This is a genomic window from Paeniglutamicibacter antarcticus (assembly GCF_039544305.1).
Classification (GTDB): domain Bacteria; phylum Actinomycetota; class Actinomycetes; order Actinomycetales; family Micrococcaceae; genus Paeniglutamicibacter; species Paeniglutamicibacter antarcticus_C.
In genome coordinates this window covers 128029-153326 of sequence record NZ_BAABLK010000027.1, presented here as the reverse complement: position 1 = coordinate 153326, position 25298 = coordinate 128029, and the positions used below count along the sequence as shown (strand labels likewise).

27 protein-coding genes and 1 riboswitch are annotated in these 25298 nt (G+C 62.5%); of the genes, 6 read left to right on the top strand and 21 right to left on the bottom strand.

The features are described 5' to 3' along the window. Positions 1 to 38: 38 nt before the first annotated feature. Complete coding sequence (locus ABEA12_RS08540) at positions 39 to 1286, bottom strand: hypothetical protein (protein WP_210101573.1); 1248 nt, start codon at positions 1284 to 1286, stop codon at positions 39 to 41. Positions 1287 to 2281: 995 nt separating this feature from the next. Here ABEA12_RS08540 and ABEA12_RS08535 point away from each other — a divergent pair. Further along, complete coding sequence (locus ABEA12_RS08535) at positions 2282 to 2431, top strand: hypothetical protein (protein ID WP_210101574.1); 150 nt, start codon at positions 2282 to 2284, stop codon at positions 2429 to 2431. Between the two features lies 1 nt (position 2432). Here the strand turns inward: ABEA12_RS08535 and ABEA12_RS08530 are convergent, their stop codons facing one another. The 4 genes from ABEA12_RS08530 to ABEA12_RS08515 form a co-directional block, all read right to left on the bottom strand. After that, complete coding sequence (locus ABEA12_RS08530; RefSeq protein ID WP_210101575.1) at positions 2433 to 3350, bottom strand: GNAT family N-acetyltransferase; 918 nt, start codon at positions 3348 to 3350, stop codon at positions 2433 to 2435. 4 nt (positions 3351 to 3354) lie between these two features. Continuing rightward, positions 3355 to 4740 (bottom strand): glycine--tRNA ligase, encoded by a 1386-nt coding sequence (locus ABEA12_RS08525; RefSeq protein ID WP_210101576.1) that lies wholly within the window; start codon positions 4738 to 4740, stop codon positions 3355 to 3357. Between the two features lie 283 nt (positions 4741 to 5023). Then, positions 5024 to 6013, bottom strand: a complete 990-nt coding sequence (locus ABEA12_RS08520) for a DMT family transporter (protein WP_210101577.1) — start codon at positions 6011 to 6013, stop codon at positions 5024 to 5026. Next, positions 6010 to 6990, bottom strand: a complete 981-nt coding sequence (locus ABEA12_RS08515) for a DMT family transporter (protein ID WP_210101578.1) — start codon at positions 6988 to 6990, stop codon at positions 6010 to 6012. The genes ABEA12_RS08520 and ABEA12_RS08515 overlap by 4 nt, the downstream gene beginning before the upstream one ends. 146 nt (positions 6991 to 7136) lie before the next feature. On the opposite strand from ABEA12_RS08515, the gene ABEA12_RS08510 reads away from it, so the two are divergent. Beyond that, positions 7137 to 7364, top strand: a complete 228-nt coding sequence (locus tag ABEA12_RS08510) for an RNA-binding S4 domain-containing protein (RefSeq protein WP_210101579.1) — start codon at positions 7137 to 7139, stop codon at positions 7362 to 7364. Here the strand turns inward: ABEA12_RS08510 and ABEA12_RS08505 are convergent. The 3 genes from ABEA12_RS08505 to ABEA12_RS08495 form a co-directional block, all read right to left on the bottom strand. Further along, a complete protein-coding gene (locus ABEA12_RS08505; protein ID WP_210101580.1) occupies positions 7361 to 7747 on the bottom strand; it encodes a GntR family transcriptional regulator in 387 nt (128 codons plus the stop codon). The two genes, ABEA12_RS08510 and ABEA12_RS08505, sit on opposite strands and share 4 nt — an antisense overlap. Next, positions 7744 to 8805 carry a hypothetical protein gene (locus tag ABEA12_RS08500; RefSeq protein WP_210101581.1) on the bottom strand — a complete coding sequence of 354 codons (1062 nt, stop codon included), beginning with the start codon at positions 8803 to 8805 and terminating at the stop codon, positions 7744 to 7746. Before ABEA12_RS08500 ends, ABEA12_RS08505 begins: the two co-directional genes overlap by 4 nt. A 106-nt stretch (positions 8806 to 8911) precedes the next feature. Continuing rightward, positions 8912 to 9568, bottom strand: a complete 657-nt coding sequence (locus ABEA12_RS08495; RefSeq protein WP_210101582.1) for an alpha/beta hydrolase — start codon at positions 9566 to 9568, stop codon at positions 8912 to 8914. A 92-nt stretch (positions 9569 to 9660) separates the two neighbouring features. On the opposite strand from ABEA12_RS08495, the gene ABEA12_RS08490 reads away from it, so the two are divergent. Further along, positions 9661 to 10521 (top strand): SGNH/GDSL hydrolase family protein, encoded by an 861-nt coding sequence (locus ABEA12_RS08490; RefSeq protein ID WP_210101583.1) that lies wholly within the window; start codon positions 9661 to 9663, stop codon positions 10519 to 10521. Positions 10522 to 10700: 179 nt separating this feature from the next. After that, entirely contained in the window at positions 10701 to 11072 is a 372-nt protein-coding gene (locus ABEA12_RS08485) for an SHOCT domain-containing protein (RefSeq protein ID WP_210101584.1), read from the top strand. Positions 11073 to 11115: 43 nt separating this feature from the next. Here ABEA12_RS08485 and metX read toward each other — a convergent pair whose 3' ends face one another. Further along, positions 11116 to 12246 carry a homoserine O-acetyltransferase MetX gene (metX, locus tag ABEA12_RS08480; protein ID WP_345467617.1) on the bottom strand — a complete coding sequence of 377 codons (1131 nt, stop codon included), beginning with the start codon at positions 12244 to 12246 and terminating at the stop codon, positions 11116 to 11118. A 14-nt stretch (positions 12247 to 12260) separates the two neighbouring features. Beyond that, entirely contained in the window at positions 12261 to 13607 is a 1347-nt protein-coding gene (locus ABEA12_RS08475; protein ID WP_210101586.1) for a bifunctional o-acetylhomoserine/o-acetylserine sulfhydrylase, read from the bottom strand. Positions 13608 to 13679: 72 nt separating this feature from the next. Then, a riboswitch (SAM riboswitch) is annotated at positions 13680 to 13795 on the bottom strand. A gap of 166 nt (positions 13796 to 13961) precedes the next feature. Here ABEA12_RS08475 and ABEA12_RS08470 point away from each other — a divergent pair. Next, entirely contained in the window at positions 13962 to 14606 is a 645-nt protein-coding gene (locus tag ABEA12_RS08470; RefSeq protein WP_210101587.1) for a VOC family protein, read from the top strand. Between the two features lie 67 nt (positions 14607 to 14673). On the opposite strand, the gene ABEA12_RS08465 is transcribed toward ABEA12_RS08470, so the two are convergent. From ABEA12_RS08465 to ABEA12_RS08455, 3 genes are all read right to left on the bottom strand, one after another. Continuing rightward, positions 14674 to 14967 carry a hypothetical protein gene (locus ABEA12_RS08465; protein WP_210101588.1) on the bottom strand — a complete coding sequence of 98 codons (294 nt, stop codon included), beginning with the start codon at positions 14965 to 14967 and terminating at the stop codon, positions 14674 to 14676. An 83-nt stretch (positions 14968 to 15050) separates the two neighbouring features. Continuing rightward, positions 15051 to 15344 (bottom strand): hypothetical protein, encoded by a 294-nt coding sequence (locus ABEA12_RS08460; RefSeq protein ID WP_210101589.1) that lies wholly within the window; start codon positions 15342 to 15344, stop codon positions 15051 to 15053. A 142-nt stretch (positions 15345 to 15486) separates the two neighbouring features. Beyond that, positions 15487 to 16299: a CPBP family intramembrane glutamic endopeptidase gene (locus ABEA12_RS08455; protein ID WP_210101590.1), complete on the bottom strand. Its 813-nt coding sequence runs from the start codon at positions 16297 to 16299 to the stop codon at positions 15487 to 15489. A gap of 63 nt (positions 16300 to 16362) precedes the next feature. Between ABEA12_RS08455 and ABEA12_RS08450 the strand changes: the two genes are divergently transcribed. After that, complete coding sequence (locus tag ABEA12_RS08450; protein WP_210101591.1) at positions 16363 to 17205, top strand: phosphotransferase family protein; 843 nt, start codon at positions 16363 to 16365, stop codon at positions 17203 to 17205. On the opposite strand, the gene ABEA12_RS08445 is transcribed toward ABEA12_RS08450, so the two are convergent. The 8 genes from ABEA12_RS08445 to ABEA12_RS08410 all read right to left on the bottom strand — a co-directional run bounded on the left by ABEA12_RS08445 (position 17202) and on the right by ABEA12_RS08410 (position 25256). Beyond that, a complete protein-coding gene (locus ABEA12_RS08445) occupies positions 17202 to 18005 on the bottom strand; it encodes a DeoR/GlpR family DNA-binding transcription regulator (RefSeq protein ID WP_210101592.1) in 804 nt (267 codons plus the stop codon). The two genes, ABEA12_RS08450 and ABEA12_RS08445, sit on opposite strands and share 4 nt — an antisense overlap. Before the next feature lie 125 nt (positions 18006 to 18130). Continuing rightward, positions 18131 to 18988: a carbohydrate ABC transporter permease gene (locus ABEA12_RS08440; protein ID WP_210101593.1), complete on the bottom strand. Its 858-nt coding sequence runs from the start codon at positions 18986 to 18988 to the stop codon at positions 18131 to 18133. A gap of 6 nt (positions 18989 to 18994) precedes the next feature. Further along, entirely contained in the window at positions 18995 to 19918 is a 924-nt protein-coding gene (locus ABEA12_RS08435; protein ID WP_210101594.1) for a carbohydrate ABC transporter permease, read from the bottom strand. 116 nt (positions 19919 to 20034) lie between these two features. Next, complete coding sequence (locus tag ABEA12_RS08430) at positions 20035 to 21300, bottom strand: extracellular solute-binding protein (RefSeq protein WP_210101595.1); 1266 nt, start codon at positions 21298 to 21300, stop codon at positions 20035 to 20037. A gap of 276 nt (positions 21301 to 21576) precedes the next feature. Further along, positions 21577 to 22419 (bottom strand): class II fructose-bisphosphate aldolase, encoded by an 843-nt coding sequence (locus ABEA12_RS08425; protein ID WP_210101596.1) that lies wholly within the window; start codon positions 22417 to 22419, stop codon positions 21577 to 21579. Between the two features lie 37 nt (positions 22420 to 22456). Beyond that, entirely contained in the window at positions 22457 to 23395 is a 939-nt protein-coding gene (locus ABEA12_RS08420; RefSeq protein ID WP_210101597.1) for a 1-phosphofructokinase family hexose kinase, read from the bottom strand. Further along, positions 23392 to 24333 (bottom strand): ROK family protein, encoded by a 942-nt coding sequence (locus ABEA12_RS08415; protein ID WP_345467606.1) that lies wholly within the window; start codon positions 24331 to 24333, stop codon positions 23392 to 23394. The genes ABEA12_RS08420 and ABEA12_RS08415 overlap by 4 nt, the downstream gene beginning before the upstream one ends. Positions 24334 to 24347: 14 nt before the next feature. After that, the gene (locus ABEA12_RS08410; protein WP_210101598.1) at positions 24348 to 25256 is read right to left on the bottom strand and encodes an SIS domain-containing protein; all 909 of its coding nucleotides are present in this window, start codon (positions 25254 to 25256) and stop codon (positions 24348 to 24350) included. Positions 25257 to 25298: the final 42 nt, after the last annotated feature.

Here is a 25298-nt window from a genome sequence, read left to right as displayed (position 1 = left end):
CCACCGGGTCTCGAAGACCGCACCTCGCTACCCAGGCGCTAGTGGCTTTGGCGTACCCGCGGGCCGGGCTCTGGTTCCTCTCCGAGCGCCACCGCCACGGCAAGCCGGCGGGCAGTGGATAGTTCGAGCACCGCGGCCAGGGCAAGCACGACCATGAGCAGCGCCATGATGCTGAACAGTATCGCGCAGATGACCACATAGACCCCGCTGAGCATGGTGTCGTGGTAGAAATGCTCCACGCTTGGGCCATCCATGCGCTCATCCCCCGCCAAGGTGAGCATCGCTCCTCCGCTCAGGATTGCCACGGTGGCCAAGGTGGCCAAGAGCCCGGCACCGGCCAGGCCGGCGACCAACTTGGCCTTCAGTGTCCTGGCCAGGTCATCGATCCCCAGCAGTTGGCGTTCGGTGCTCCGCGGCGCCCTCGCCAGGGCTCGGAGCAACAGCAGGGACAGCACGAGCACTGCCAGGGCCGTCGCCGCCACCGGTACCCCGTAATACCATCCGGGGAAGCTTTCCATCTGGAGCGCTGGGGTCAGCGGTGGAACCCTGCCCACGGATGGATCGGAGACGGAAACATGGCGTTCAACCGTGAGGATCGCATATCTGCCATATCCGTCGCGGCTGGAGAACAGGCCGGTCACCACCAGCCAGCTGATGAGCACCAGAGCGGTGAGCGCCGGAATGGCCAGTGCCCAGCGCGGCCCGAAACTGAAGATGCCGCGCGGGCGCAGCCCTGCGGATACCATCGCCCCATTCCCGATCTTGGGGTTCCGCAGTCTGGCGAGGAGCAAAGCCAGCACCGCGAGTGACACCAGTGCCGCAAGAACCGGAGCCAGTATGCCCAGCAGCATGGGGGCGGCATCGTTGTATATCGCCGTCGGAGTTTCGATGAGCCCATCCAAGCACTTCGCCGTTGCGGCTTCGGAATCAGCCACCCCCGAGGTTGCGAGCATCTCGCAGGCCTGCTGGTCGTGGGCGTACTGGTTGTTGGCTTCTTCCAGTGGATCCAACGCCACGTCAATGATGCGCCGGTGCCAGAAAAAACCTGTCACGCGCAGCACCACATAGGTGCCGATCCCGGCGGCAAGGGCCCATCCACCGGCACCACCCCAACCCGAGAGCAATGTTGCCGCGGATCGGCGGGAGGGTTCGTCGAGACGGGCCGTCTCTGCCCGGAGCCGGCCGCGGGTCCGCGGAAGGGATCGCACGAGCACCCACACAAGCGCTGCCAACACGATCGTTGCCGCGATAAGTCCAAGAAGCGTGCTGGTCAAGATTTGCATCATTCAATCCACCTTGTGCCAAGGTCCGAGGGGACCCGCTATCCGCTGCCGTCGAATTTGTCTCGACAGGCCATCCGCCACCTGGCGTGCGGACGCTGGCAGGTGATGACGGAGAATCAAGGAAAAATCAGGAAGCCGGCAATCGGGATCGGCTCAAAGAAACGTTCATCAGCACCCGGGACCCGGGGTGGGTCGATCCGCGTATCCGGCTCGTTCCGGGGAAGCCGCCATGGTGTTCCTCCCCTTTCGCCATCAAGATGTTAACTAAATCGTTTGTATCATTGACACCATGAAAGCAGCGGATGTCCCTTGTGTCAATAGAGTGACACAAGATCATTCGCCAGCGCCCAGGCCACCGCCGAGCTTTAGCCCCTGCCGGTGGGCCGCGCCCCGATCCACCCGGGGCATCGTTCATCTACGGCAACCAGAGTCGCGGTGGCAGAAGACCTGGGGTGGCGCATCCAATCACAACCATCGACCGTGACCGTGGTCCGACGCCGCCTCGCCCTGGAGGCAGCGTCGGACTGCGGAACGCGTGAATCCCTGGCCATGGCCCCGCGGGGCTTCCGGGAACCGGCCCCAAGAGCAAAAACAACGGTGCCGGATCTGCGACGCAAGCGAGAGTTGATGCAAGCGCTCGCCACCAAGCGGATGTCCCCTTAAATGAAGTTACTTGCGGGCGCACTCGTAATGGCAGTCGCGCCCTTCATCGCCCTTGGCCTCTTGGTCGGCAGGCTGGGTCGATCAATGACTTTTCCACCGGGGGCTTTGTTTACCGGGGGCTCTACGCCGCGTTTGTCTTGACTCTGCTGGTCTGCGCCACAGCGGTTGGACTTGCTTGGCCAACGGGGGTCGGACAAAAACTCGAACCCCTGCTGGCCACCACTGTCCTGTGGTTTGCCTTCGCCTCGATCCTCATTGGGCTCTTCGGCATGGATGTCGAAAGCACATCGAGCAAAACGGTGTGGACCGCGTGCCTTCTGGCAGGAACCGCATGCATGGCTATCGCTCAGATCGCTGCCGTGGCGTCTTCACGAAAGTACACACGGAAGATCGGCGGAAACCTGGCGAAGCCTGCATGCAACGATGGCGTCGGATCCACCCCCTTGCAGGGAGCATCCGACGCCATCGGCGATATATTGCGCTGAACTATGCGGTTGCCACGATATGCGTGGTCGCGATGACCGTAGCGTGCTCCGCACGCACCAGCGCATCCACCAACGAGGACAGGACGACCATCGAACCGTCGACCTCCAGCTTCACCGGGTGCTCGTGCGCGAGCATGGCCAGCAGCCCGCGGATTGGCTCGGCCGACTCGTCCCGGCCAAGGAGCGGATTCCAGCCCAGCAGCACGTCCGCTGGCGCATCAACCCGCGCCGGGGTGTAGCTAATGGCAAAGGAAAGGATCTTCCCGCCCATGGCCTTGGGCTTGTTGCGCAACACGATCACGCCCTGGGCACCGGTGGCATCATTAAGGAGCATCTTCTGCGCACTGCCCAGCGTCATCGCCGCCGGATCCCATTCGTGGATCGAGTTGTAGAACTCGATCACCAGCTGGGTCAGCTCTACGCTACCTGTCCCGAGGTCTTCCAGGGTCAGCCCCCCGTCATCGAAGACCGGCAGCAACAAGCCGCCGGGTTCAACGATTACGTCACGCGCTTCCTGGATCTTCTCCATGCCCAGCGAGGCACAGAACCCGGCAGCCGCGGCCGCATCGGTTCCGGCCGTCAGCGTGTAACGTGCCTTGAGTTCCACGGGCTGGCCGGCGGGAACCAGTGCGCGCAGGCGCGCCACCACTTCGGTTCCCACGCCGGTGCGGCGGTGCTCCCGCGCCACTTCCACATACAGCCACAACCGCTTCGGGTGCAGCGTGGAAGCGAATACGACCCCTGCGGCAACGGCGATGCCCTGGTCCGTGGCCACCAATGCCCGGCTGAAGGGCTTCTCCGCGTCGACCCGGAACATCGTACGATCCTGGTGGGCGTGCGGGGACGCCGGGTCACCGAGGATCTCCAGCAACGCCAGGTCATCCCCGTCGGCCCAGGGCCGGAATTCGAGTGTTACCATCTGACTAGGCTCCGTTGAGACGCTCGGAGAGGTAGGTGCGCACCTTGTCCAGCGCAACCCGTTCCTGGCTCATGGTGTCACGGTCACGGATCGTCACTGCCTGGTCATCGAGGGTGTCGAAGTCCACGGTGATGCAGAACGGGGTGCCGATCTCATCCTGGCGGCGGTAGCGACGGCCAATGGCGCCGGCATCGTCGAAGTCGATGTTCCAGGACTTGCGCAGCTCGTTGGCCAGAGCCTTGGCCTTCGGGGAGAGCTCCTCGTTGCGCGAGAGCGGAAGCACGGCGGCCTTGACCGGGGCTAGGCGCGGGTCGAGCTTGAGTACGGTGCGCTTATCCACTCCGCCCTTGGAATTCGGGGCTTCATCCTCGACATAGGCATCGACCAGGAACGCCATCATCGAACGTGTCAGGCCGAAGGACGGCTCGATCACGTAGGGAGTGTAACGTTCCCCTGTGGACTGGTTAAAGTAGCTAAGCTCGGTGCCCGAGGCCTTGGAGTGGGCCTTGAGGTCGAAGTCGGTGCGGTTGGCAACACCCATCAGCTCTCCCCACTCAGAGCCCTGGAACCCGAACCGGTACTCGAAGTCGATGGTGACATCGGAGTAGTGCGCGCGTTCGTCATCCGGGACCTCGAAGCGGCGCAGGTTCTCCTCGTTGATGCCAAGATCCAGGAACCACGCCCAGCAATCCTCGACCCACGTGTCGAAGAACGCCGGGGCGTCCTCCGGCGCAGTGAAGAACTCGATTTCCATCTGCTCGAACTCACGGGTGCGGAAGATGAAATTCCCTGGGGTGATCTCGTTGCGGAAGGCCTTGCCGATCTGGCCGATTCCGAACGGGGGCTTCTTACGCGAAGCGGTGAGCACGTTGTTGAAGTTCACGAAGATGCCCTGTGCGGTTTCCGGGCGCATGAAATGCATGCCGGCGGCCGTGTCGACCGGACCCAGGAACGTTTTGACCAGCCCGGAGAAGAGCTGTGGTTCGGTGAACTGACCCTTGGTGCCGCAGTCCGGGCAGGCGATTTCGCTCATGCCGTCGACCGGCTGGCGCTTCTTCTTGGCGACGAACGCCTCGATGAGGTGGTCTTCGCGGTGGCGCTTGTGGCAGGAGGTGCACTCGACCAGCGGGTCGGTGAACGTCTCGACGTGGCCGGAGGCTTCCCAGACGGCCTTGGGCAAGATGATGGAGGAGTCAAGGCCCACCATGTCTTCGCGTCCGCGCACGAAGGTCTGCCACCATTCGCGTTTGATGTTTTCCTTCAGCTCGGTACCCAGTGGCCCGTAGTCCCATGCAGAACGGGAACCACCGTAGATTTCACCGGCCTGGAAGACGAAGCCGCGCCGTTTGGCGAGGGAGATGACTTGATCGAGCTTGGACTGAGGCGCCATAACAACTCCAATGGTTCACGAGGCCGCTGGTTGCGGTCCGTTGGGCGAAAACATACCTTCCAAGCCTAACGTGTTTGCCTCCTGAAGTCCGAGTTTCCGTTTCCCCGAGGCCTCAGCAAAACCCTAGGATCAAGCAACTCGATGCGGCACTTGCACCGCTCAACACCGTGCCATGGCTCTTGCCCGTCACGGGCAGCTTCGCGTGCCTCATGATGGGGCGCTGCATACGGGCCGGTTTTGTTGGGAGCCGCGAGCATTCCCGTGCTACGGCCACGTTCCCGGCTTATGCCCGGAGGCGCAGGAACCGGCTACCGGAAATCGAGGCCAAGGCAATCGCGGCAAGGGTAAGCAGCGTCCCGGCGACGGTTGCCGCGGCGATCACGGTCCCGGGTGCCGGCACAATGAGGTCGATAAGCAGCGAGCCAACCAATTGCCCGCAGATCATTCCCAAGCCGGTCAACAGAACCCCAAGGTGTTTGACGAGAAACGCGGAAAATCCGATGAACACGCACCCCAGGGGACCACCCAGGTAGTACCACCACTGGGACGGCAAGGCCCCGGGCGTACCAACGATGGGAATTCGAACCAATAACAGGATCGCGAGCAGGATCCCTCCAACCAAAAAATTCATCAGCGTCGCGGCTATCGGAGTTCCATAGACCTGTGCCTGGACGCCGTTCATCGCTGCCTGGAATCCCATGAGGAACCCCACGACCAATGGCACCACCATCAGCAACAGCAAGGTTCCTACCGATACGGAGGATCCCATCCGAGGGCTGACCGCCCAAATCACACCCACGATGGTCAAACCGGAACCCAACGCCCGAATGAACCCGATGCGTCGCCGGCCACCGGGACCGAACCCAATACTGTCCACCAGCAGCGATCCCAGAGTTTGACCTGTTGCAATCGAAACAGTAAACAGGGCCACCCCCAGCAGCGGAACCGTCAAGGTTTGCGAGATCACCACGAACGCACCGACGAAGCCGGCAGCCAGGTACCAAACCGGAAAACGCTTTTCGCGCACCGCCTTGGGAATGGACATGACCCCGGCCCGCGCCCGAGGCAGCAGCAAGGAAATCGTCGTCAGCAAGATCAACCCGGTGGTGAAGCTGACCAGCGAAGCCGCCACGGGATCCCCCAGATCGGTGCCCAGCGCACTGTTGATCCTGCTCTGGATCGGCATTGCCAGGCCTCCGAACACCGCCAACAGCAGGTAAAGCGGTACCAGCGAGCGTTCCTTCCGCTGAGGATGTGCCGCTGGTGAACTCATGTTGATTGCCGGGCCTTCCATCGTGGGCGACCGTTGGGTTGCCAGGAGGCAACCAAGACCGCCACCAGGGTAACCATTGTTCCAATGATTTCGTTTCCGCCGACCTTCCCTGGTGAGAGGACCATGTCCATGGCCAACGAACCGACCAGCTGGCCGGTGACCAGTCCGATGCCCAGTACCAGGGCACCAAGCTTGGGAACCAAGGTGACCCCGGTGACAACGAACAGGATTCCCAACGGTCCGGCCAAATACATCCACCACAACGGCACGCTGGTGAAACCGAATGACTCAATTTCCAGGACCGAGAGGATCGCCATGGCCACGAGCAGGCCGGCGGTGGAGGCCAGGTAGTTGATTGCCGTTGCGGTGGTGGTTGATCCGTAGGCCTGCCCGGCCCGCCCGTTCATTGACTGCTGGAAACTCACCAGGAGTCCCGCGCCGACGGCCACCAACAATGAAGTCCAGGCCAGGGGCGATTCCGCAGAACGTGCCCCGGTCCCCCACGCTGCAATGACTGCACCGATGACCAACAGCGACGCACCCAGGATGCGGATGCGGGTAATGGGCTGCTTGCCTGCCGGGCTGAACCCGATCACGTCGATCACGATGCTCGACAGGGTCCTGGCGCCGACCACGGCGACGGCGAAGAGTGCCAATCCGATGTTGCTCACGCTCATCGCTTGGGCAACCATGTAGTACGCACCTACCAGCCCGGCCAACATGAACCAGCGCGGAATGGGTCGCTCCCGCCACACGGCACCGAACTTCTTCCAGCCCGCCCGGCCGCCTGGAAGGGCAAAACTGGCGACTGCAAGACACACCAACGAGGTCAATGCGCTGAGCAATGCCGCGGCGAAATAGCCGCCGAGGAACCCAGCGGCATGGGAGGTGATCAATGCCTGCAACGGCATCAGCATGCCCGCAGATCCTGCCAATGCCAAGGGAACGGCATTCGTGCGCCGTTCGGTGCGTGCCACTTTCCTCCTTGGGAGTCGATTTTCCTACTACTGAAACCTACGCCCCATCTTCCACGGGTACGGCATTATGTCGTTCGCAGCACAAAACCTGTCCCAGTGGCCCTCCTGGTGCACGGCTACGCCCGAGCATGCACCATGATGGATACATGGCAAAACCCGAATCACACCCCCTCCAGATCCGCGACGAATCCATCCGACTGGGCCAACTGCTCAAGCTCGCCTCGTTCGCCGAAGATGGCCTCCACGCCAAGCAAATGATTGAAGACGGCCTGGTGAAGGTCAACGGCGAGGTCGAAACCCGCCGTGGTGCCCAGATCCGCAATGGCGACACCGTCAGCATCAACGGCGAGTCGATCACCGTCGAAAGCGCCTAGCTTCCACGTGGCGCATCGGCCGAATCGGGGTTCAGCGGGATCCAGGTGATTGCCACCAGGCCCTGCACCTCCGCCAGGCTCATTCCGGCAGTCCGGGCCGCGGTGACCAGGCGTTGGACTTCCTTCAGCGCCGGGACACCCAATTCCATGCCCGGGTTTACCCGGGTGCCGTTGGCGCGACCGGTACGGACCAGTCCTGCTTCCTCGAGTTCCTTGTAGGCCTTGGCCACGGTTCCCGGTGCCACACGCAGATCCCCCGCGAGCTGCCTCACCGGTGGCAGCTTGAGGTCGGCGACCAGCTCTCCGGATTGGATCAAGGCAGTGAGCTGTCCACGGATCTGTTCGGCCGGGCCGCTGGGATGGGTCGGGTCCAGAATGATCATGTGCCCGCGATTTCAGTGGCGGGCAGGCGCAGTGGTTTCAGCGTCGGTCCCAGCCATCCGAGCAGGCGCAGTAACAGCGTGGCCCCAACGACCAACAGCAGCACGGCGCCGACCAAGATGCCCATCGACAGCGCACCGGCCGCGGGATCGATTTCCAGGCTTGGCACGACCGCCTCGTCGATGGCTTCTCCAACGGTATAGACCGGGTGCGTTCCCGAGCTGCTGACGGCCGATGCTGCGACCAACATCATCGGTGCGGCCTGGAAACAGAGCATTGCGCTGAAGCCAGTGCTGATCACATAGCCCACGTTGGTTCGTACCGCGTCGTCGAATCCACGCAGGTCCACGCCACGTAGCCGTGGCCGGTGGGCGTTGGAGCTCAAGGCCCGAAGGCCCACCACCGTCCCCAACAGCAAGAGCACCATGACCGGCATGCCGTAGTACCACCCCGGAAACGGGCCAACGGCGCCTTCACCGATTTGCAGCCCGGTGATAACCATGTTGCTGTCCAACTCGGCACCACCGGACGAGACATATGGCAGGTTTCTGTAGCGTCCTTGCGCGTCGGTTCCAGATGCGAGACCCGCCACGAGAAGTCCAAGGACGGTGGTCGCCAACAGGGCGGCCGGAAGCATGAGTCCCCACGCCGGTCCGAACCTCGAGACGGTGCGCGGCACCAGTTCCGCCGTGGATTGTTCGAACGAATCGGTTGGCAAGGCGGTGAATTCGTGGGGCAGCCGCCAGAAGGCGAAGACCGATGCCGCCAGAACCCATATGCCAGCGGGAGCGAGTGCCAGCGCCAGCCCTGCCGCGTCAGGGAAAATGTGCTGGAGAGTAACGGCCGCGAAGCCGCCCGCGACCACGGCTACCACGGCCGCAAGGTTTCGTGCCCGCAGGCTGCGCAGCACTTCACGCGCGTTACCCTGCTCCGTGGCGCTTCCCATTCGTGCCAAGGACCCGAGATCTGCACGGTGCTGCGTCAGGACACCGCGCCGAACCAGCATGACCAGACCAACAACAAAGCCGATGAGAACCACAAACACCGCGCCGTTGACCATCGGTTTCTCCCACCCAGGGGGACGCGTGGAACGCCCCCGCTTGTATCGTTGAACCAATACAAGCAGGAGCGGTGCCGTTGCGTCAATGAACCAATGCGCAAACCTGTTACTTCATGGCACCCTTAAGCACCACGTGGCTCAGGAACTCATGCACATGCGCCATCTCCTGCGCATTGACCGAGTGGAACATGTTCGCATAGAGCACCTTGGTGACATGGACGTCACTGGTCGCCCAATCATGGGTGTACTCGATCTTGTCCTGCGTGATCACCGGATCGGCCTGGTCGCGGCCCCAGAAGACCGGCTTGTTCATCGCCTTGAGCTCCTCATCCCTGAAGAACCCCTCCCCTTCTTCCGGGACGGCAAATCCCGAGAGTCCGATCACCGTGGAGATGGCTTCGGGCTGGTGGCGCAGCAAGGAAGTGGCAACGGCCATGCCCATCGAGAAGCCCAACAGGCTCACCGACGAATGCGCCTTGGCAACCGGTTCCAACCATGCCCAGAGATCGGCGATGGACTGCTTCACGGCATCGAACGAGTAGTCAAGGTCCTGCATCAGCGGGAACCAGGTGTACCCTGGTCCCAACGCCTGAGGCGCCCTAACCGAGACGATGGTGAACTCTTCGGGCAGCATGGGGGCGAGACCCATCAAGTCCTCTTCATTGGACAGGTACCCATGCAAAAGAACTAAAAGCGGGGTGCCGGCGCGCTCGGCTTCCGGGCGGGACCAAATGACGGTGGGGTTCCAACTATTTTCACTCACCAGACCAGTCAAGCAGAATTTCCTCGCCGTCGAGCAATTCCAACGTAACCTACGCTTAGGTAACTTAGGTATTCTTTGGTAAGAATGACCCTGTGAACAACCTTGGTGAAACACCGTCAGCTGCTTTGGCGGCCCAAAGCATCACCCAGCATCCGTGGCGCCGCTATGTTGCCTTGGGCGATTCGTTCACCGAGGGCATTGGCGATGTCGACCCGCACAGCCCGGGAGGCAACCGCGGTTGGGCAGATCGTGTTGCCGAGCAGCTCAGCCATGGACTCGAAGACTTCTCCTACGCCAACCTCGCCATCCGGGGACGGCTTATTACCCGGATCTTCGATGAGCAAGCCGGCCCGGCGCTCGAGCTCAAGCCCGACCTCATCAGCCTGTGCGCAGGCGGCAACGACGTCATCCGTCCCGGCGGGGATCCCGATGCCATTGCCGACAAGCTCGATGCGCTGATGCGCATCATGGCCACCTCAAACGCGACCATCCTGCTCTTTACCGGTCCGGATATCCGCGACACTCCTATGCTTGGCGGCATCCGCGGCAAAGTAGCCATCTACAACGAAAACGTGCGCGCGATTGCAGAGCGCTACGACGCCGTAGTGGCAGATATGTGGTCATTGCGCGAATTGCACCAACCCAGGATGTGGGCCGATGACCGCCTGCACTTCTCCCCCTTGGGCCACCACACCATTGCGGCGATGGCCCTTGATGCCCTCAACGTGCCACACAATATGCAACACGTTCAACCGAGCCAGACCGAACCCAAGAATTGGCGCAGCGCCCGGCGCGATGACTTGATCTGGGCCCGCACACATCTGGCCCCGTGGGTGGTGCGGCGCATTCGCCACCAGTCCTCCGGCGACGGCATCTCCCCCAAGCGCCCGTTGGCCGCGCCGTTCACTGAGCAACCTCCCAACGCCTCGCTGGGCAACGGACCGGCGATCTAGTACCGCTACTCCCCGCTTTGCCCTCGACGAGAAGCATCGGCACCTAAAGTATCTGCTCACGGTATGGCGAGGGATCCACCGCTGCCCGCCACAAGGCGCTTGGATATGGTTCACTGGTTTCATCCAATGACAGATCCTAGGCTTCCCGCCAGGATCGGCAACGTGAGAATGGAAGTCGCATGGATGAGTTCAACCCGTTCCGGGATGACCCGGAGTTTACGGACTTCGGGATGATTGGCCAGGAGACTTCCCCCGGCGGCGCAGTCTTTGACGCCTTCCCGGTTTTCATGCTCGTCTTTGCCGTTCTCTTTATGGCCGCCGTCGGCTTCATCATCTTTGTGGGGGTCAGGAACTACAACGCCAGCAGGCGTGCCGGCTTTGATCCGTTCACCTTGCAAACGGAGCTGGCCACCAGGGCGGCAAATTCACGGATGCTCGCTCCGCAACAAAACCGCGAGCAACGCCTGGCAGAGCTCAGCGACCTGTTGGCCCGGCAAGTGATCACGCGCGAGGAGTATGACAAGGCACGACTAAAGATCCTGACCGAATAGCCGCACCTCCGCAAGTGGGCCGACGCCTCCTGCACGAAACCTGCTAGGTCAGGATCTCCCGATTCAAGACTTCACGAAGCTGCTCGATGTCGGTCAGGAAGCCGTCATGGCCAATGGGTGAGGTGATGTAGTGGACGTTGCAGGGATCCGGAAGGCTCCGGGCCAGCAACTCCGACTGCTCGGGCCAGTACAAACGGTCCGAGTCGACGGCCCCCACCAGGAACCTCACCCCGCCAAGACGCCCGAGGGCCCCCTGCATGGACCCGTGGCCCCGGGCCACGTCATGGCTCATGAGCGCTTCGGTGAGCACAACGTAGCTGTTGGCATCAAAGCGGCTCACCAGCTTGTCGGCCTGGTGGTCAAGGTAGCTTTCAACCTGGTACCTGCCACGGCCCTTCCCGGGCCCGGCAACAGGCTCTTCCGCGCCTTGCGCTGCCCGCCCAAAGCGGACATCCAACTCCGCCGCCGTGCGGTAGGTGATGTGGGCAATGCGCCGCGCAATTCCCAGGCCCGCCGACGGGACCCGTTCGTTCTCGTAGTAGTCCCCTCCGGCAAAGTCCGGGTCCAAACGGATGACCGCGGTTTGAGCCTGCGCGAAAGCGATTTGCTCGGCCGACGACTCGGCGGTGGCCGCAACCACCACGCAGTTGCGCACCCGCTCGGGAAACTCCACTGCCCACTCAAGGGCCCGTGCCCCACCCAGTGAACCGCCAAGAACGGTGTGCCACACCTTGATGCCCAAGGCATCGGCCAAACGGGATTCAAGACGGACCGAGTCCTTGATGGTGGTGAAGGGGAAACGCGAGCCCCACGCCTTTCCGTTCGGATCCGGGCTGGCCGGGCCCGTGCTTCCGGAGCAGCCGCCAACCATGTTGGCCGCCACCACGAAGTAACGCTCGGTGTCCACGGTCTGGCCCGGACCCACAAAGCCATCCCACCACCCGGCCTCGCTGGAGGCACCCTGGGCAACGTGGCTGTCCCCGGTCAGTGCGTGGGCAACGAAAACCGCATTCGACGCGTCCTTGTTCAACGTGCCCCAGGTTTCGTAACCGAGCACGATCTGCGGAAGCGTGGCACCGGTTTCAAAGGTATAGGCACCGGTGTTCAGGTGCTTCAGGATCCCGTCCGGGGCATAGTCCAACGCCGCAAAGGTTTCCGAGTCATAGAGATCCACGTCGGCCTCCACACTCACCGGGTGGCCTGCAGTTCAGCACCTGCCAACGACGCTACCGCCTCAAATCCGGTTTTCAGGTCGTCGATGATGTCCGCAACGTTTTCAATGCCCACGCTCAAGCGCACCAGTCCGGGGGAAACACCGGCGGCGATCTGCTCCGCGTCGGTGAGCTGGGAATGCGTGGTGGAAGCCGGGTGGATCACCAGGGAACGGACGTCCCCGAGGTTGGCTACATGGGAATGCAGCTTCAAGGCATCGACAAAGCCCTGTCCGGCCTCCCTGCCGCCGGAAATCTCAAAGGAGACAATCGCTCCGGTGCCCTTGGGCCCATACTTGCGTCCGCGCTCGAACCAGGGGCTTGAGGGGTGGCCTGCATAGATGATGCGCTGCACCTGCGGCTGGGTTTCAAGCCACTGGGCCACTTGCACGGCGTTGGACACGTGGCGTTCCATGCGCAGCGATAACGTCTCAAGGCCCTGGGCGATCAGGAAGGCGTTGAAGGGGGATACGGCCGATCCAAGGTCACGCAGCAACTGCACACGTGCCTTGAGCACATAGGCAAGGTTGGCTCCGAGCGCTCCGTTGACCCCAAGGTCCCGCGCGTAGACCAGGCCGTTGTAGGACTCGTCTGGGGTGTTGAAGCCGGGGAACCTCTCCGGGTCGGCGGCGAAGTCGAAGTTGCCCGAGTCCACGATGACACCTGCCATCGCGGTGCCGTGTCCGCCGAGATACTTGGTGGCGGAGTGCACGACGATGTCCGCACCCCACTCGATCGGACGGATCAGGTACGGGGTGGCGAGGGTGTTGTCGACGATCAAGGGGACACCGGCCTCGTGGGCGATCTCAGAGACGGCCCGGATGTCGAGCACATCCTGGCGCGGGTTGGAAACCACTTCGCCGAAGAATGCCTTCGTGTTTGGCTTGACCGCGGCGCGCCATCCCTCAAGGTCATCGGGCTCCGAGACGAAGGTGACTTCGATGCCCAGTTTGCGCAATGAGTGCTTCAGCAGGTTCTGGGTGCCGCCGTAGAGGCTGGGGCTTGCCACGATATGGTCGCCGGCTTCGGCGATGTTCAGGATCGAGAAAGTGGTGGCCGCCTGTCCCGAGGCCAGCAGGAGTGCTCCAACGCCACCTTCGAGGCTGGCGACGCGCTTCTCCACTGCATCTTGGGTCGGGTTGCCGAGGCGGGTATAGATGGGTTCGAGCTCGGTCAGGGCGAACCGCGCAGCTGCACTTTCCGCGCTCGGGAACACGAAGGCCGTGGTCTGGTAGATCGGCAGGGCGCGTGCACCAGTTGTCGGGTCGGGCTCCTGCCCTGCGTGGATCTGACGTGTTTCGAATGACCAGTTATCTTGGCTCATTGCTTCCCCCTCAAGGATTCAGGGGTATGCCCATTGCCGGCTCCGTCATGGAGTCGTTTATGTGCTGGTGCATTCCCGCGCTTGTCCTACGTCTTCTTGACGCAGGGCCTGGTCTTCACCCGGGGCACCCCACCGCGGTGGAGGGTTGCCGTTCAGCAAGCCGGGGCTTTTTACTGAAACTCATGACCTTGTCAATAAGTCTGGCCCACGACACCATGAGTCCGCAAGCACATCTCAAATTGTGACCAGCCGACTGTGTCCCCCGCGCCCTGAAGGCGATTTCCCGACGGCGCTTAAATGCAAGTTAGGTCCACCTAAGTCGAGAGCAAGGTCACAAAGTGCCATGATTGACACATGATGAGGTTGGACCATGTTTCTTATGCTTGTGGACCCGACGGTCTCGCGGCAACTGCCGCCCGGATCGGCGAGGCCCTTGGACTCGAATCTGTAAAGGGCGGTGTACACCCACGTTTTGGTACGCGCAATGTCATCTTCCCGCTGAAGAATCGTCAGTATCTGGAAGTTGTCGAAGTCTTGAATCACCCGTCCTCCGACAAGGCGCCGTTTGGGCAGGCCGTTCGCGCCCGCTCCGAACTCGGCGGCGGTTGGATGGGCTGGTGCGTTGCCGTTGACGACTTGGCTCCGGCTGAGGAACGTCTGGGCAGGGGTTCCGTTCCGGGAAACCGAAAGTTCCCCGACGGACAGGAACTCACTTGGCGCCAGATAGGCATCAATGGCTTGATCGCCGATCCGCAGGTTCCGTATCTGCTGCGCTGGGATGAGGGAACCGAAGACCTTCACCCGTCAAAGGCCTTGGACCCGGTAGGCAAGATCTCTTCGATCAGCATTGCCGGATCCAGCGAACGCGTCGCAGACTGGCTCGGACAGCCCGAGCAGCTACCGGTAGGGGACGTAGATGTGGATTGGCAGGCACCCCACGGGATACCTGGAATCCTCTCGGTCACCTTTGAAACACCCAAGGGTGCAATCACGCTCTAACGATACAGCGCGACGAGCCACCAGCACTGTGGACCCCATTGAATCTTTTCGGTGGGGTCCACAGTGCTTAAGTTCTGGTTTTGCCGGAGCCGGGCGCATCCGGGCGGGAGGCCTGTTGCACTTCGGTTTTCAGGATCTCGAAGTGCCGCACTATCAGCGAACCGATGAGCAGGAACAGGCCGCCGATGAACAAGACCTGCTGCAACAAGTTGCCCGCCCCCGGGATCGCATCCTCAACCGGCAGCGTTGCCTCGTAATACCAGCCCCACTGCGCACCGATGACCAACCGGTGTCCCACTCCAACCAGGGCCATCACCGCACCGAGGACAAGCATCGTTTTGGAGCCCATGAGCTTGGGCATGGTCGTCCTCGCTTTCTTCGGGTTTGGGAGCGAATCTGCTCATCAGCCGAACGGCCGCAGGGTCCCGCACCCGGAATCGCTGGCTAGTCCTGCGGGGAATGTTCGGTGAAACCATTTTTATTGTGCACCGCGGCAACGGCTTCTTCGGCCGAGCGGACCACGAATGATCCAGCCAGCAGGAACAACCCTCCGAGGAATGCTCCCTGCTGGATGACGGCGATGAATCCGAGCGCGATTCCAAGGCCGGGATTGGAGAAACTGTTCTCGTTGATCATCCAGTTCAGCAGCGGCGAAGCGAAGACCTGGAAAACAGCCCCGAAAATCGCGAGCACCAATCCCAGCCGGAACATCTTCCCTGAGCCCACCACCTGCACCATGCACTACTCCTTGATCGGCCATTCCCGGCCCCGGCACCGAAACGGGGAAAGGCGAATTGTTTGATGATCCGTTGTCTCCATCGAGCCTAGCAAGGCCCGCACTGGGCGCAAGGCTCCGGAAAGAACGTGATCAAACCGTTCTTTACGTGCCAAGTCCGATGGCGGGACCCAACAACGCATAGCCGACGAAACCTGCGATATCCAAAAATGCATGGGCAATGACCAGCGGCATGACCCGGCCCTTCCTGGAGTATACAAAACCAAAGACAATTCCCATGGCCACATTGCCGATGAAGGGCCCGATTCCTTGGTAAAGATGGTAGCTGCCTCGCAGCACGGCACTGGAGCAGACTATTTGCCATTTGCCCCACCCCAGTCGCCCGAGGCGTTCAAAGAGGTATCCAACGACGATGACTTCCTCCAGGATCCCGTGGCGGATCGCTGAGAAGACCAGCACCGGGATCGTCCACCAATAATCATCCAGCGCCGCAGGAACAAGGACCGTGGTCAGCCCAAGGGCGCGACCCAGCGCATAGACGCCGAGGGTGCCAAGGCCCATGGCCGCGAAAAGCCCCGCTCCCCAGCCCAGGTCCTTGAACGGCCGCTTGAACTCCAAGCCCAGCATCGCAAACGGGTTTCTTCCGGGAATCCGCCAGAGCAGGTAGAGCACCAGCATGACCGGAACCAGGGCAAAGAAGATGTCCAGCAGCTGGTAGGTAAGGTCAAAGTACTCGCGCTGGTTTAACGGGTTGTTCAGTGAGGTCGTCTGGGAACCCAGGGGCGCGCGCGTCATTTTGTCGACCAGGTTCACGATGGCGTAGATCCCTGATTTCCCCAGTGACAGCCCCAAGACAACCAACAGTTCGATCTTCAATCCGCGGCGTACTCCCGAAGGTGCCCCCGCCGGGACCAAGGACTTGCCGAAAGGGGTATCCGCTGCCGCTTCTGAGCTCATACAAGCGATCCTACGCGGTGTGTCTGTGCACCCACATACGTGTTGACCTGCGAGGATCGATAGGTGAGCACCGAAGCGCTGTCCAAGGCCCGCGAGTTGGCACATGCCCTTTATCCGGGGCCCGACTGGAACGCGGCGCACGTGGAGGAGGGTGGTCAATTCCACCGGGTCCTAGTGGCGAACGGCGAAGCGGTCATGCGCATGAGTCGAACCCCGCAGGCCGCACGGGACATGCAACGGCGCGTGGATCTGGTTGATTCCCTGGCAGGTGAGTTCAGTTTCCGGCTCCCCACTTCGTTGAGCAGGGTGTGGCACGGTGAAGGATTCTCGGCCGTCATCCAACGCTTTGTCCCCGGTGCACCCCACCGGCCCCACGCCGGTGATGCTGCCTCTCTTCGCCGGATCCTGGATGAACTTGCGTCCGTTGATGTCCAGCCGCTTGGGGACCTGCTGGCCCCGCAGTTTTCTTTCCGGGGCCCGTGGACCACCCCGAAAGTCGCGGCAACCCTGGATGCCTTGCCGGTGGATCTACGGGATGGCACACAGCGGGTGCTGGACACGATTGCCTCGTTTGCCGAGGTTCCGGCCGCGTTGGTGCACGGGGACCTGGCCGGACACAACATGCGCTGGAGTGATGGCAAGCTGCACGGCATCCTGGATTGGGACATGGCAGCGGCCTGGGATCCCGCGCTCAACACCGCCTACCTGGGTTTGTGGCATGGCGAGGGTTTCATCGAGGAGATTGCCCCGGGCCCCGACGTTGCCTGGCGCGCGCGGGTTTGGCTCGGCGCGATGTCCCTGGAGAGCGTCTTCGACGCGTCTCTTGACCAGGAAAAGGACCTCGGTGCGCTGGTCGGGAAAATCGGGCCGCGCCTGGCCATGGCCGCGACGGCCGCCGGCAGCTAGCGGGTGTTCACCACGGCGGCGGCGACGATCACCGGAATGCTGGCTTCCACAAGCTCGAGCCTTTGGTCCTCGGTGATCCCGGCGTCGGTGATCAATGCGCTGAAGGTCGAGGTGGCCAAGGCGGCGAAGGCGCTGTGTCCGATCTTCGAGGAGTCACACACCAAATAGCTGCGTCGGGCGCGGCGGATCATCAGGTCGTTGATTGAGGCTTCAAGCTCGTCGGAGACCGTCGGGCCGATATGTGCTTCCAGCCCGTTGATTCCCACGAAGGCGACATCAAGAGTGACCTTTTCCAGGCTTTGCTCGGCGAAGGGTCCCACCAGTTCGTAGGACCGGGGGTTGAGCACCCCTCCGGTGACCATGACCTTCACGTGCGTGCGCACCGCGAGCATCGCGGCGATGTTCACGGCGTTGGTCACCACTGTGAAAGTGGTTCGCCCGGACTCGTTGACCAGGTCCCGCCGCATTCCCAGTTGCGTGGCAATCGCGCTTGAGGTGGTGCCGCCGGAGAGCCCCACCACCATCTCCTGGGAGACCATGGATGCGGCAAGCACCGCGATGGCGTGCTTTTGCACCGCGGCTTCTTCCTTTTGGTAGCGCACCGGCAGGTCGTAGGCCACGGTGTTGCTGACCGCTCCCCCATGGGTGCGTGAGAGCAACGAGGCCACCGCCAGGGAGTCCAGGTCTCGCCGCGCCGTGGCGGGCGAGACCTCGAGCCGGTGCACGATTTCATCGACCTCGACCTTCCCTGACTGGGAGAGCATCTCGAGGATGGCATTGAGGCGTTCTTCGCGTTTCACCTTGCTCCCGTCTATCGTCTATGTGCTGCTGGCAGGCTGTTCCCAGCCGTTGTTGGTAGGTAGGTCACCGGCGGGACCGGCCCGGCTTCATTCGTGTGGTTCAACAGTGCCGCGGGCCCTTGAGCCTACTTTACGGCTCCGGCGGACAGCCCGCCGATCAGGCGCTTTTCAATGAGCATGAACAAGACGATCACCGGGATGATCGCCACGATCGAGACGCCGAAGACATACTGCCACGAAGTGGAGTACTGTCCAACGAACTTGGTCAGGGCCACCGACAGCGGCTGATTCTCCGCCGTGGAGAGGATCACCAGGGAGGCGGCGAATTCGTTCCAGCAGGAAACGAAGGTGAAGATCACCGCGGTCACGATGCCCGGCCACACCAGTGGCAGGTTGATGCGGAAGAGCACCCGGAGCTTTCCGGCGCCGTCGATCTGCGCCGCCTCGTCGACTTCCTTGGGAACCGAGGAGAAGAACGAGTGCATGATCCACACCGCGAAGGCCAGGTTGAAGGCGGCGTTGATCAGGATCATCGCCAACCAGGTGTCATAGAGGTTCATCGCGAGCATCTGCTTGAACAACCCTGCTGTAAGTACCGCGGGCTGCAGCATCTGGGTGACGATCACCAGGAACATGAAGACCATCTTGCCCGGGAACTTGAAGCGTGCGGTGTAGTAGGCCGCGGGGGTGGCAACCAGCAGCACCAGCAAGGTGGCGCAGAGGGAAATGACAATGGTGGAGATCAGGTTGTAGGCAACCGGGGTTTCGGGGGTATCCCACATAGTCAGGTAGTTCGACCACTGCGCCCCGTCGCGCGGCAGGTAGTCCGGCGGGATCGAAAGGATCTCGGAGCGGGTCTTGAGCGAGCCGATGAGCATGACCGCATACGGAATCAGGAACAGCGCGGCGACGATGAGGCCGGTGACCATCCGTCGGATGACGATCTTGCGGGGCGCGAGGTCTTCTGTAGTCAGGAGAGACATGGCTTCCTAGACCTCCTTCATGGGCTTGACGGTCTTGACGTAGATGGCGACGATCACCAGGACGATCGCGAAGTTCACGACCGAAAGCGCCGAGGAGATATCCAGGCGCCTGTCGAACTGCAGGACCTTGAAGATGTAGGTCATCAGCGTGTCGGCGCTGTAGCCGGGGATGGAGCCGGTGATGATCTTCAGGATCGGCAGGTTGTTGAACACGTTGATGATGTTGATCAGCACGGCAACGGCAAGTGCCCCACGCAGCTGGGGCAGGACCACGAAGATGTAGGTCTTCCAGGGGCTGGCCCCGTCCATGCGGGCGGCCTCGAGGGTTTCGTTGGGGATCGCCTGCAGGCCGGCAAGAAGCGTGTAGGCGGTGAACGGGATGGAGACGAAGATGGCAACCGCGATGGCCAGAGCCATTGCCGGAACCGCATTCTTGGTGAAGCCGAATCCTTCGTCGATCAGCCCGATGTCCATGAGGAACTTGTTGAAGATGCCGTAGTTCGGATCCGCGGCGTAGTAGAACACGGTGGTGGTCATGACCACCGAGGCGGCCCACGGGACAATCACGGCCATGCGGACCAGGGTCCGTCCGGGGAAGGGCTTGTTCAGGAACTGCGCCAGGAGCAGGGACAACAGGACGGTGAAGCCCACGACGACCACGACCCACACCACGGTATTGAGCAAGATGCGCGGCAGGTTGGGGTCCGCGAAGACCTTGGCGAAGTTATCGAACCCCACCCCCTTGAGGTCCGTGCCGACCTGGGAGATCTTCCGGGTGGAGTTGTAGATCATGTACCCGGCGGGGAAGACCACGATCGCCAGGATCAGCAATAGCGCCGGCCCGATCCAGGGCAGGGCCGAAACGAATGAACCGCCTTCCCTGGCAGAGGGGCGCTTGGCCTTGCGCTTCGGGGCAGTTGCGACACTCATGAGGGTTCTCCTGCGATACGTGGTTAGGAAATTGTCTTGCCCGGCCAAAGACGGGGCTCCCCTTGGGTGAGGTGAGCCCCGTCCGTGGTGGTTGGATTGGTGTTGCGCCGGGGCAGCTACTTGGCTGCGTCGGCTTTGGCCTGGATTTCCTTCAGGACATCGGCTGCGCTCTTGCCGGTGGCGATCTGGCCCATCAGGGACTTGAAGGCACCGTCGGTGGCGTTCCATTCCGGGTTGGTAGTCGGGTAGAACACCGCATTGGGCAGCATGTCCAGGAACGGCTTGAGGGTTTCGTCCCCGGCTAGCTTGTCCGAACCGGACTGGGTGGTCGGCAGGAATCCTTCGGCGGAGACCCACTCGGTGTAGACATCGGCGGAGAAGAAGTAGTCCATGAACTTCGTGACTGCTTCGGCCTTGGTTCCGTCGTTCTTGAAGGACATCAGGCGGTCTGCGACGCCAAGGGTTGCCGGCTCGCCGGACTTCGTGGCGACCGGTGCGATGCCGTATTCAAGATCCGGGTTCTCGGTCTTGATCTGGCCGACATTCTGCGGCAGTGCGTAGGCGAAGCCGAGCTTGCCCTGGACGAAGGTGTTCAGCATCGGGGTGCGCTGGGTGGAACCCGGGTTCTTCTGCGTCACGCCGTCCTTGATCATCTTCTGCATGTACTCGGCGGCCTCGAGGTTGGCTGGGGTGTCCACGGAGATCTTGGTTGCATCGCCGAAGTTTCCGCCGTTGCCCGCGAACCAGATCAGCGATTCGCCCTGGGCTTCTTCGTTGCCCAGCGGCATGCCGTAGCCATCGGCCTTGGTCTTCCCGCTCACTGCCTTGGCTGCGTCGTGCAATTCGTCCCAGGTGGTCGGAACGTCGGCAACACCGGCTTCCTTCATCAGGGTCTTGTTGTAGAACAGGGCGCGTGCCGAAGCGATCAGCGGCAGTCCGTACTGGGTGCCGTCGACCTTCTCGTTGTCGGCGAACGATGGCTGGAAGTCTGCCACGGTGGCTTCCGAGGCGATGTCCGAGGCCGGTGCCAGCAGGCCTTCGGCAGCGAATTCGGCGAACGCGCCGCCGTTGTAAATATCCGGTGCTTTGTTGCCCTGGATCTTGGTCTTCAACACGCCTTCGATGTTTTCCCACGACTGCATCTCAAGGTTGACCTTGACATCGGTGTTGGCTGCCTCGAAATCCTTGATGACCTTTTCCCAGAGGGTCTTGGTGCCGTCGGAGTAGCTGGGGACCATCATGTCCAGGGTGGTGACGGCACCAGATCCGTCGGCGTTTTTGTTTCCGCCGTCGTCTCCCCCGCCGAAACCGCAGGATGTCAGCAGCAGTGCGGCTGCGGCGGCGCCGGCAACTACTGCCCCTTTGAGATTGCGCTTCTTCATGGGTCCTCGCTTCGTGTGGTCGGTGTGCTCTTTTGGTGCTTCACTCCGACAAAAATGATGTTATGTGATTTATTTACGTTGAGAACGATCAATAACGAACATGTACTAACGATTATGCTGTGACAACCAACACAGGGTCAAGCCAGTTGGGTCACAAAGCGGATACTTTTCCTTCGGAGCGCAAAGCCGGGCGTGGAGGGCGGATTTTCCGGGCACCACGAACGTGCCCGATAGCTCCTAGTGATCCAACGAAAAGCGGTAGGCCCTCGGGTGTAGCTAGTTGTTCCTTCCGGCAAAGAGCCGAAGCAGCCTGGCGCTCTCCCCTGCCATCGCCTCACGGCCGCGGGCCAGGTACTTGCGCGAATCCACCACCGTGGGATTGGCCTCGAGGTACTCCCGGATGGCCCGGGTGAAGAAACCGTTGAGGTGGGTGGAAACGTTGATCTTTGTCATGCCCGCCTCGATCGCTGCGACAATGTTTTGGTCGCTGACACCCGAGGATCCATGAAGCACCAGTGGCACTGCCAGGGCGGCGCGGATGGAGGCGATCAGCTCGATGTCCAGTGCGGCCGAGCGGTCGAGCATCGCGTGGGAGGATCCCACGGCCACGGCCAGCGCGTCGACGCCGGTGGCCGCAACGAAGGCTCGGGCCTCCAGGGGATCCGTGCGGACGCCCGGCGCGTGTGCCCCGTCCTTGCCGCCGATCTTGCCCAGTTCGGCCTCGACGTAGACCCCTGCCGCATGGGCGCGCTCGGTCACGCGCCGGGTGGCAGCAACATTTTCTTCGTACTCCAGGTGCGCCCCGTCGAACATAATCGAGCCGAAGCCCAGATCGATCGCTGCCCTGGCGAGGGCCTCGGATTCGGCGTGGTCCAGGTGAACCGCCACGGGGACCTCGGCGTTCCGGGCGGCGGCCAGGCAAGCCAGGGCTATGGGTTCCAGGGAGCCGTGGTAGCTGACGCAGTTCTCGGAGATCTGCAAGATCACCGGGGTCCGGGCCATCTCCGCGCCCTTCACCAGTGCCTCGGCGCTCTCTAGGTGGATGACGTTGAATGCGCCTTGGCCGATGTTCTCCCGGCGTGCGGCGTTCATGATCTCAGCGGTTTTTACCAGGGGCACGGTAGGTGCGCTCCTTTCGGGGTGGCCAACGGAGGGATTAATCCCGTGTGCTGGAGGAGGAAAAAATCAAGGTCTTAGCGAGCTCGGTATGCGAAGGATGGAGCTCCCCGGCTGCGGGCATAAGCACCGCGGAGGCGGACCAGGCCGCGGCGCGTGGAAGGATCACCGAGGAGTGGCCTTCCCCGCGGTGCAGCCCCACGGCTATGGCCGCGACCACCGCGTCTCCCGCCCCGGTGGGGTTGCCCACCAGCGGTTCGGGCAGCCAGGTTGCGTCCCAGCGTCCCGGAGTCTTCGCGGCAAAGTGGAACAACCCGTCCTCCCCCGCACTTGCGTAAACGTTTTCGGCACCGGCCCCAAGCAAGACCTGGGCACCATCGAGGATCGAATCTTCTCCGGTGATGGCCGCCAGCTCGTGGTGGTTGGGCTTCAAGACCGTGGCCCCGGCGCGCGCCGCCGCCAGCAGTGCGGGGCCGGAGGTGTCGATGATGCTTGGAATCGAGCGGCGCTTGGCCTCGCGCACGCACCACGGGTAGAAGTCCTCGTCCGCACCCTCGGGCAACGACCCGGAGGCGACAAGGACGGTTGTCCCTTGCTCCAGCAGCGAGAGCACCTGTTCGCGCAGGGTGTCCCACTCGGCAGTGCTCAGCGCGCCGCCTCGTTCATTGATCACCGTGGTGCGACCGGTTCCGTGTTCGACAACGGCCATGCTGCGACGGGTCTGCGCCGCAACGTGGACCAGCGAGTGTTCAACGCCGGCGGTAACAAGCTCCCCGGTGAACACGCGACCGCCGTCCCCGCCCACGGGGGCCAACGCGATGACGGGCACCCCTAGGCTGTTCACGATGCGGGCCACGTTCAGGCCCTTGCCGCCAGCACGTCGCAGCGGGGCATCGACGCGGTTGGTCCCCCCGACGTCCAGGAGTTCCAGCCCGTAGGTTTCATCCACTGCGGGGTTGGGAGTGATGGTCAGGATCATGGTTGGTTCTCCTTGGCTTCGACTGCCTTGAGGTACGCACCGCGCAAGCCGGCGTCCTGTCCCAGTTGGGCCGGGACGATCAGCGGTTCACGGTGGTATGACAATTTCTTCCTAAGGGCCAGCCGCAACGGGCCAAGCAACGCCTCGCCGGACTGGGCCAGACCACCGCCGATGATTACGGTCTCCGGCGAAATGGATGAACAAAGTTGGGCGATGGAGAACGCCAGTGCCTCGATCGCCTCGTCCCAGATACGTGTGGCCACGATATCCCCGGCGTTCATCGCCTCGAGCACTTCGCGGGCGCCGTTAACCTGTCTGCCGGTGGCATGGGCGTAGCGCTTGGCAATGGCCCCCGCGGAGCCAATGGTCTCCAAGCAGCCATGGGCGCCGCAAGGGCAATCCAGTCCGCCGGGCACCGCGGCATGGCCAAGTTCCCCGGCATACCCGCCGGAGGATACCGGGTGTCCGTCAACGAAGAGCGCCGCGGCGATCCCCGTACCAACGACCATCATCACGGCGTTGCGCACCTTGGAGCCCAACGCCGCCCCTGCACCGAAGCGCAGTTCGGCGGCCCCGGCGCTCGAGACGTCGTGGCCGAAGCCCACCGGCAGCGCAAAGGCCTTCGAGGCCATGTCGCGCAGCGGCGCATCGCGCCATCCGAGATTCGCCGAGAACACCCCGCGCCCATGGGTCTCGTCAACAACCCCGCAAACCAGCAGGCCGACGGCCTTTGGCTTGACCAAGGGCGATTCGGCCATCAGGTCGGTGCCCAGCGTGTGGAGTTGGTCGATCAGTCCGGCGGCGGGATCGGGAGTGCCGTGCCGGGTGGGCACCCGGCGGATGCCCAGCAGGTTTCCCGCGTCGTCCGAAAGCGCCGACTTGATATCAGTGCCTCCCACATCGAAAAGCAGGTACGGAGGGTTCACTTTCTGCGGCACTCCCAATTCTTGGCCTAGGCGTCTTCGGCGAGAATGACCGAGCGGGACAGGTTGCGTGGCGCATCCGGGTTCATGCCGCGGGCTCGGGCACGATCCAAGGTGACGCGGTGGATCCGGGCCAGTTCGGCCAGCGGGTGCACCTCGTTGTTAATGTACAGGGCGCCGGTGCGCACCATGTCCCCGGCCAAGCCTTCGGGCTCTTCTCCCAGCATCCAGGTCACGCGGTTCGGTGCAGCAATGGAGATCGGGCCATGGCGGTACTCCATGGCGGCGTAGGACTCGGTCCATCCCTGCACGGCTTCACGCATCTTCAGTGCTGCCTCGTGGGCAAGGCCGACGGTCCAACCGCGGCCCAGGAAGGTGAACTGCTCTGCATCGATCAGTTCGGCCGGGGTTTGTGCGCTGACGGCGGTGCGCGCATCGGCAACGGCCTGGTTCAACTCGACCCCGACGCTGGTGAGCAGGTAGGCCAGTGCCGTGGTGGCAAAGCGGGTCTGCACCACCGACTGCTCGTCAGCGTAGGGCAGCTCGATGACGGCGTCCACCTTTTCAACGATCGGCGATGAGGTGTCCCCGATGAGCGCGACGGTCGCGATGGATTCATCAAGGCCGGCCAGCAGTTCCAGGACCTCGGAGGTCGTACCCGAGCGGGTGATCGCCACCACCGCGTCGTACTTCCGGGTGGCCACGAAGGCCTCGGAAGCAGCGAAGGCGTCGGTGACGCCCTTACCCGCGGACTCGCGGGCGGCGGCATAGGCTTGGGCCATGAACCAGGAGGTGCCGCAGCCGACAACGGCGACGCGCTTGCCGTCCGCTGGCAGCAGGTTCTCGGTCTTGGACTGGGCGATTGCGCGCTCCCACATTTCCGGCTGCGAGGTGAGTTCAAGATCCATGTAGTGGCCAAGCTGGCTGTTGTCGCTCAAGTCTGTCTCCTTCTGTGTCCCGGAGCACATAAATGCGCCACG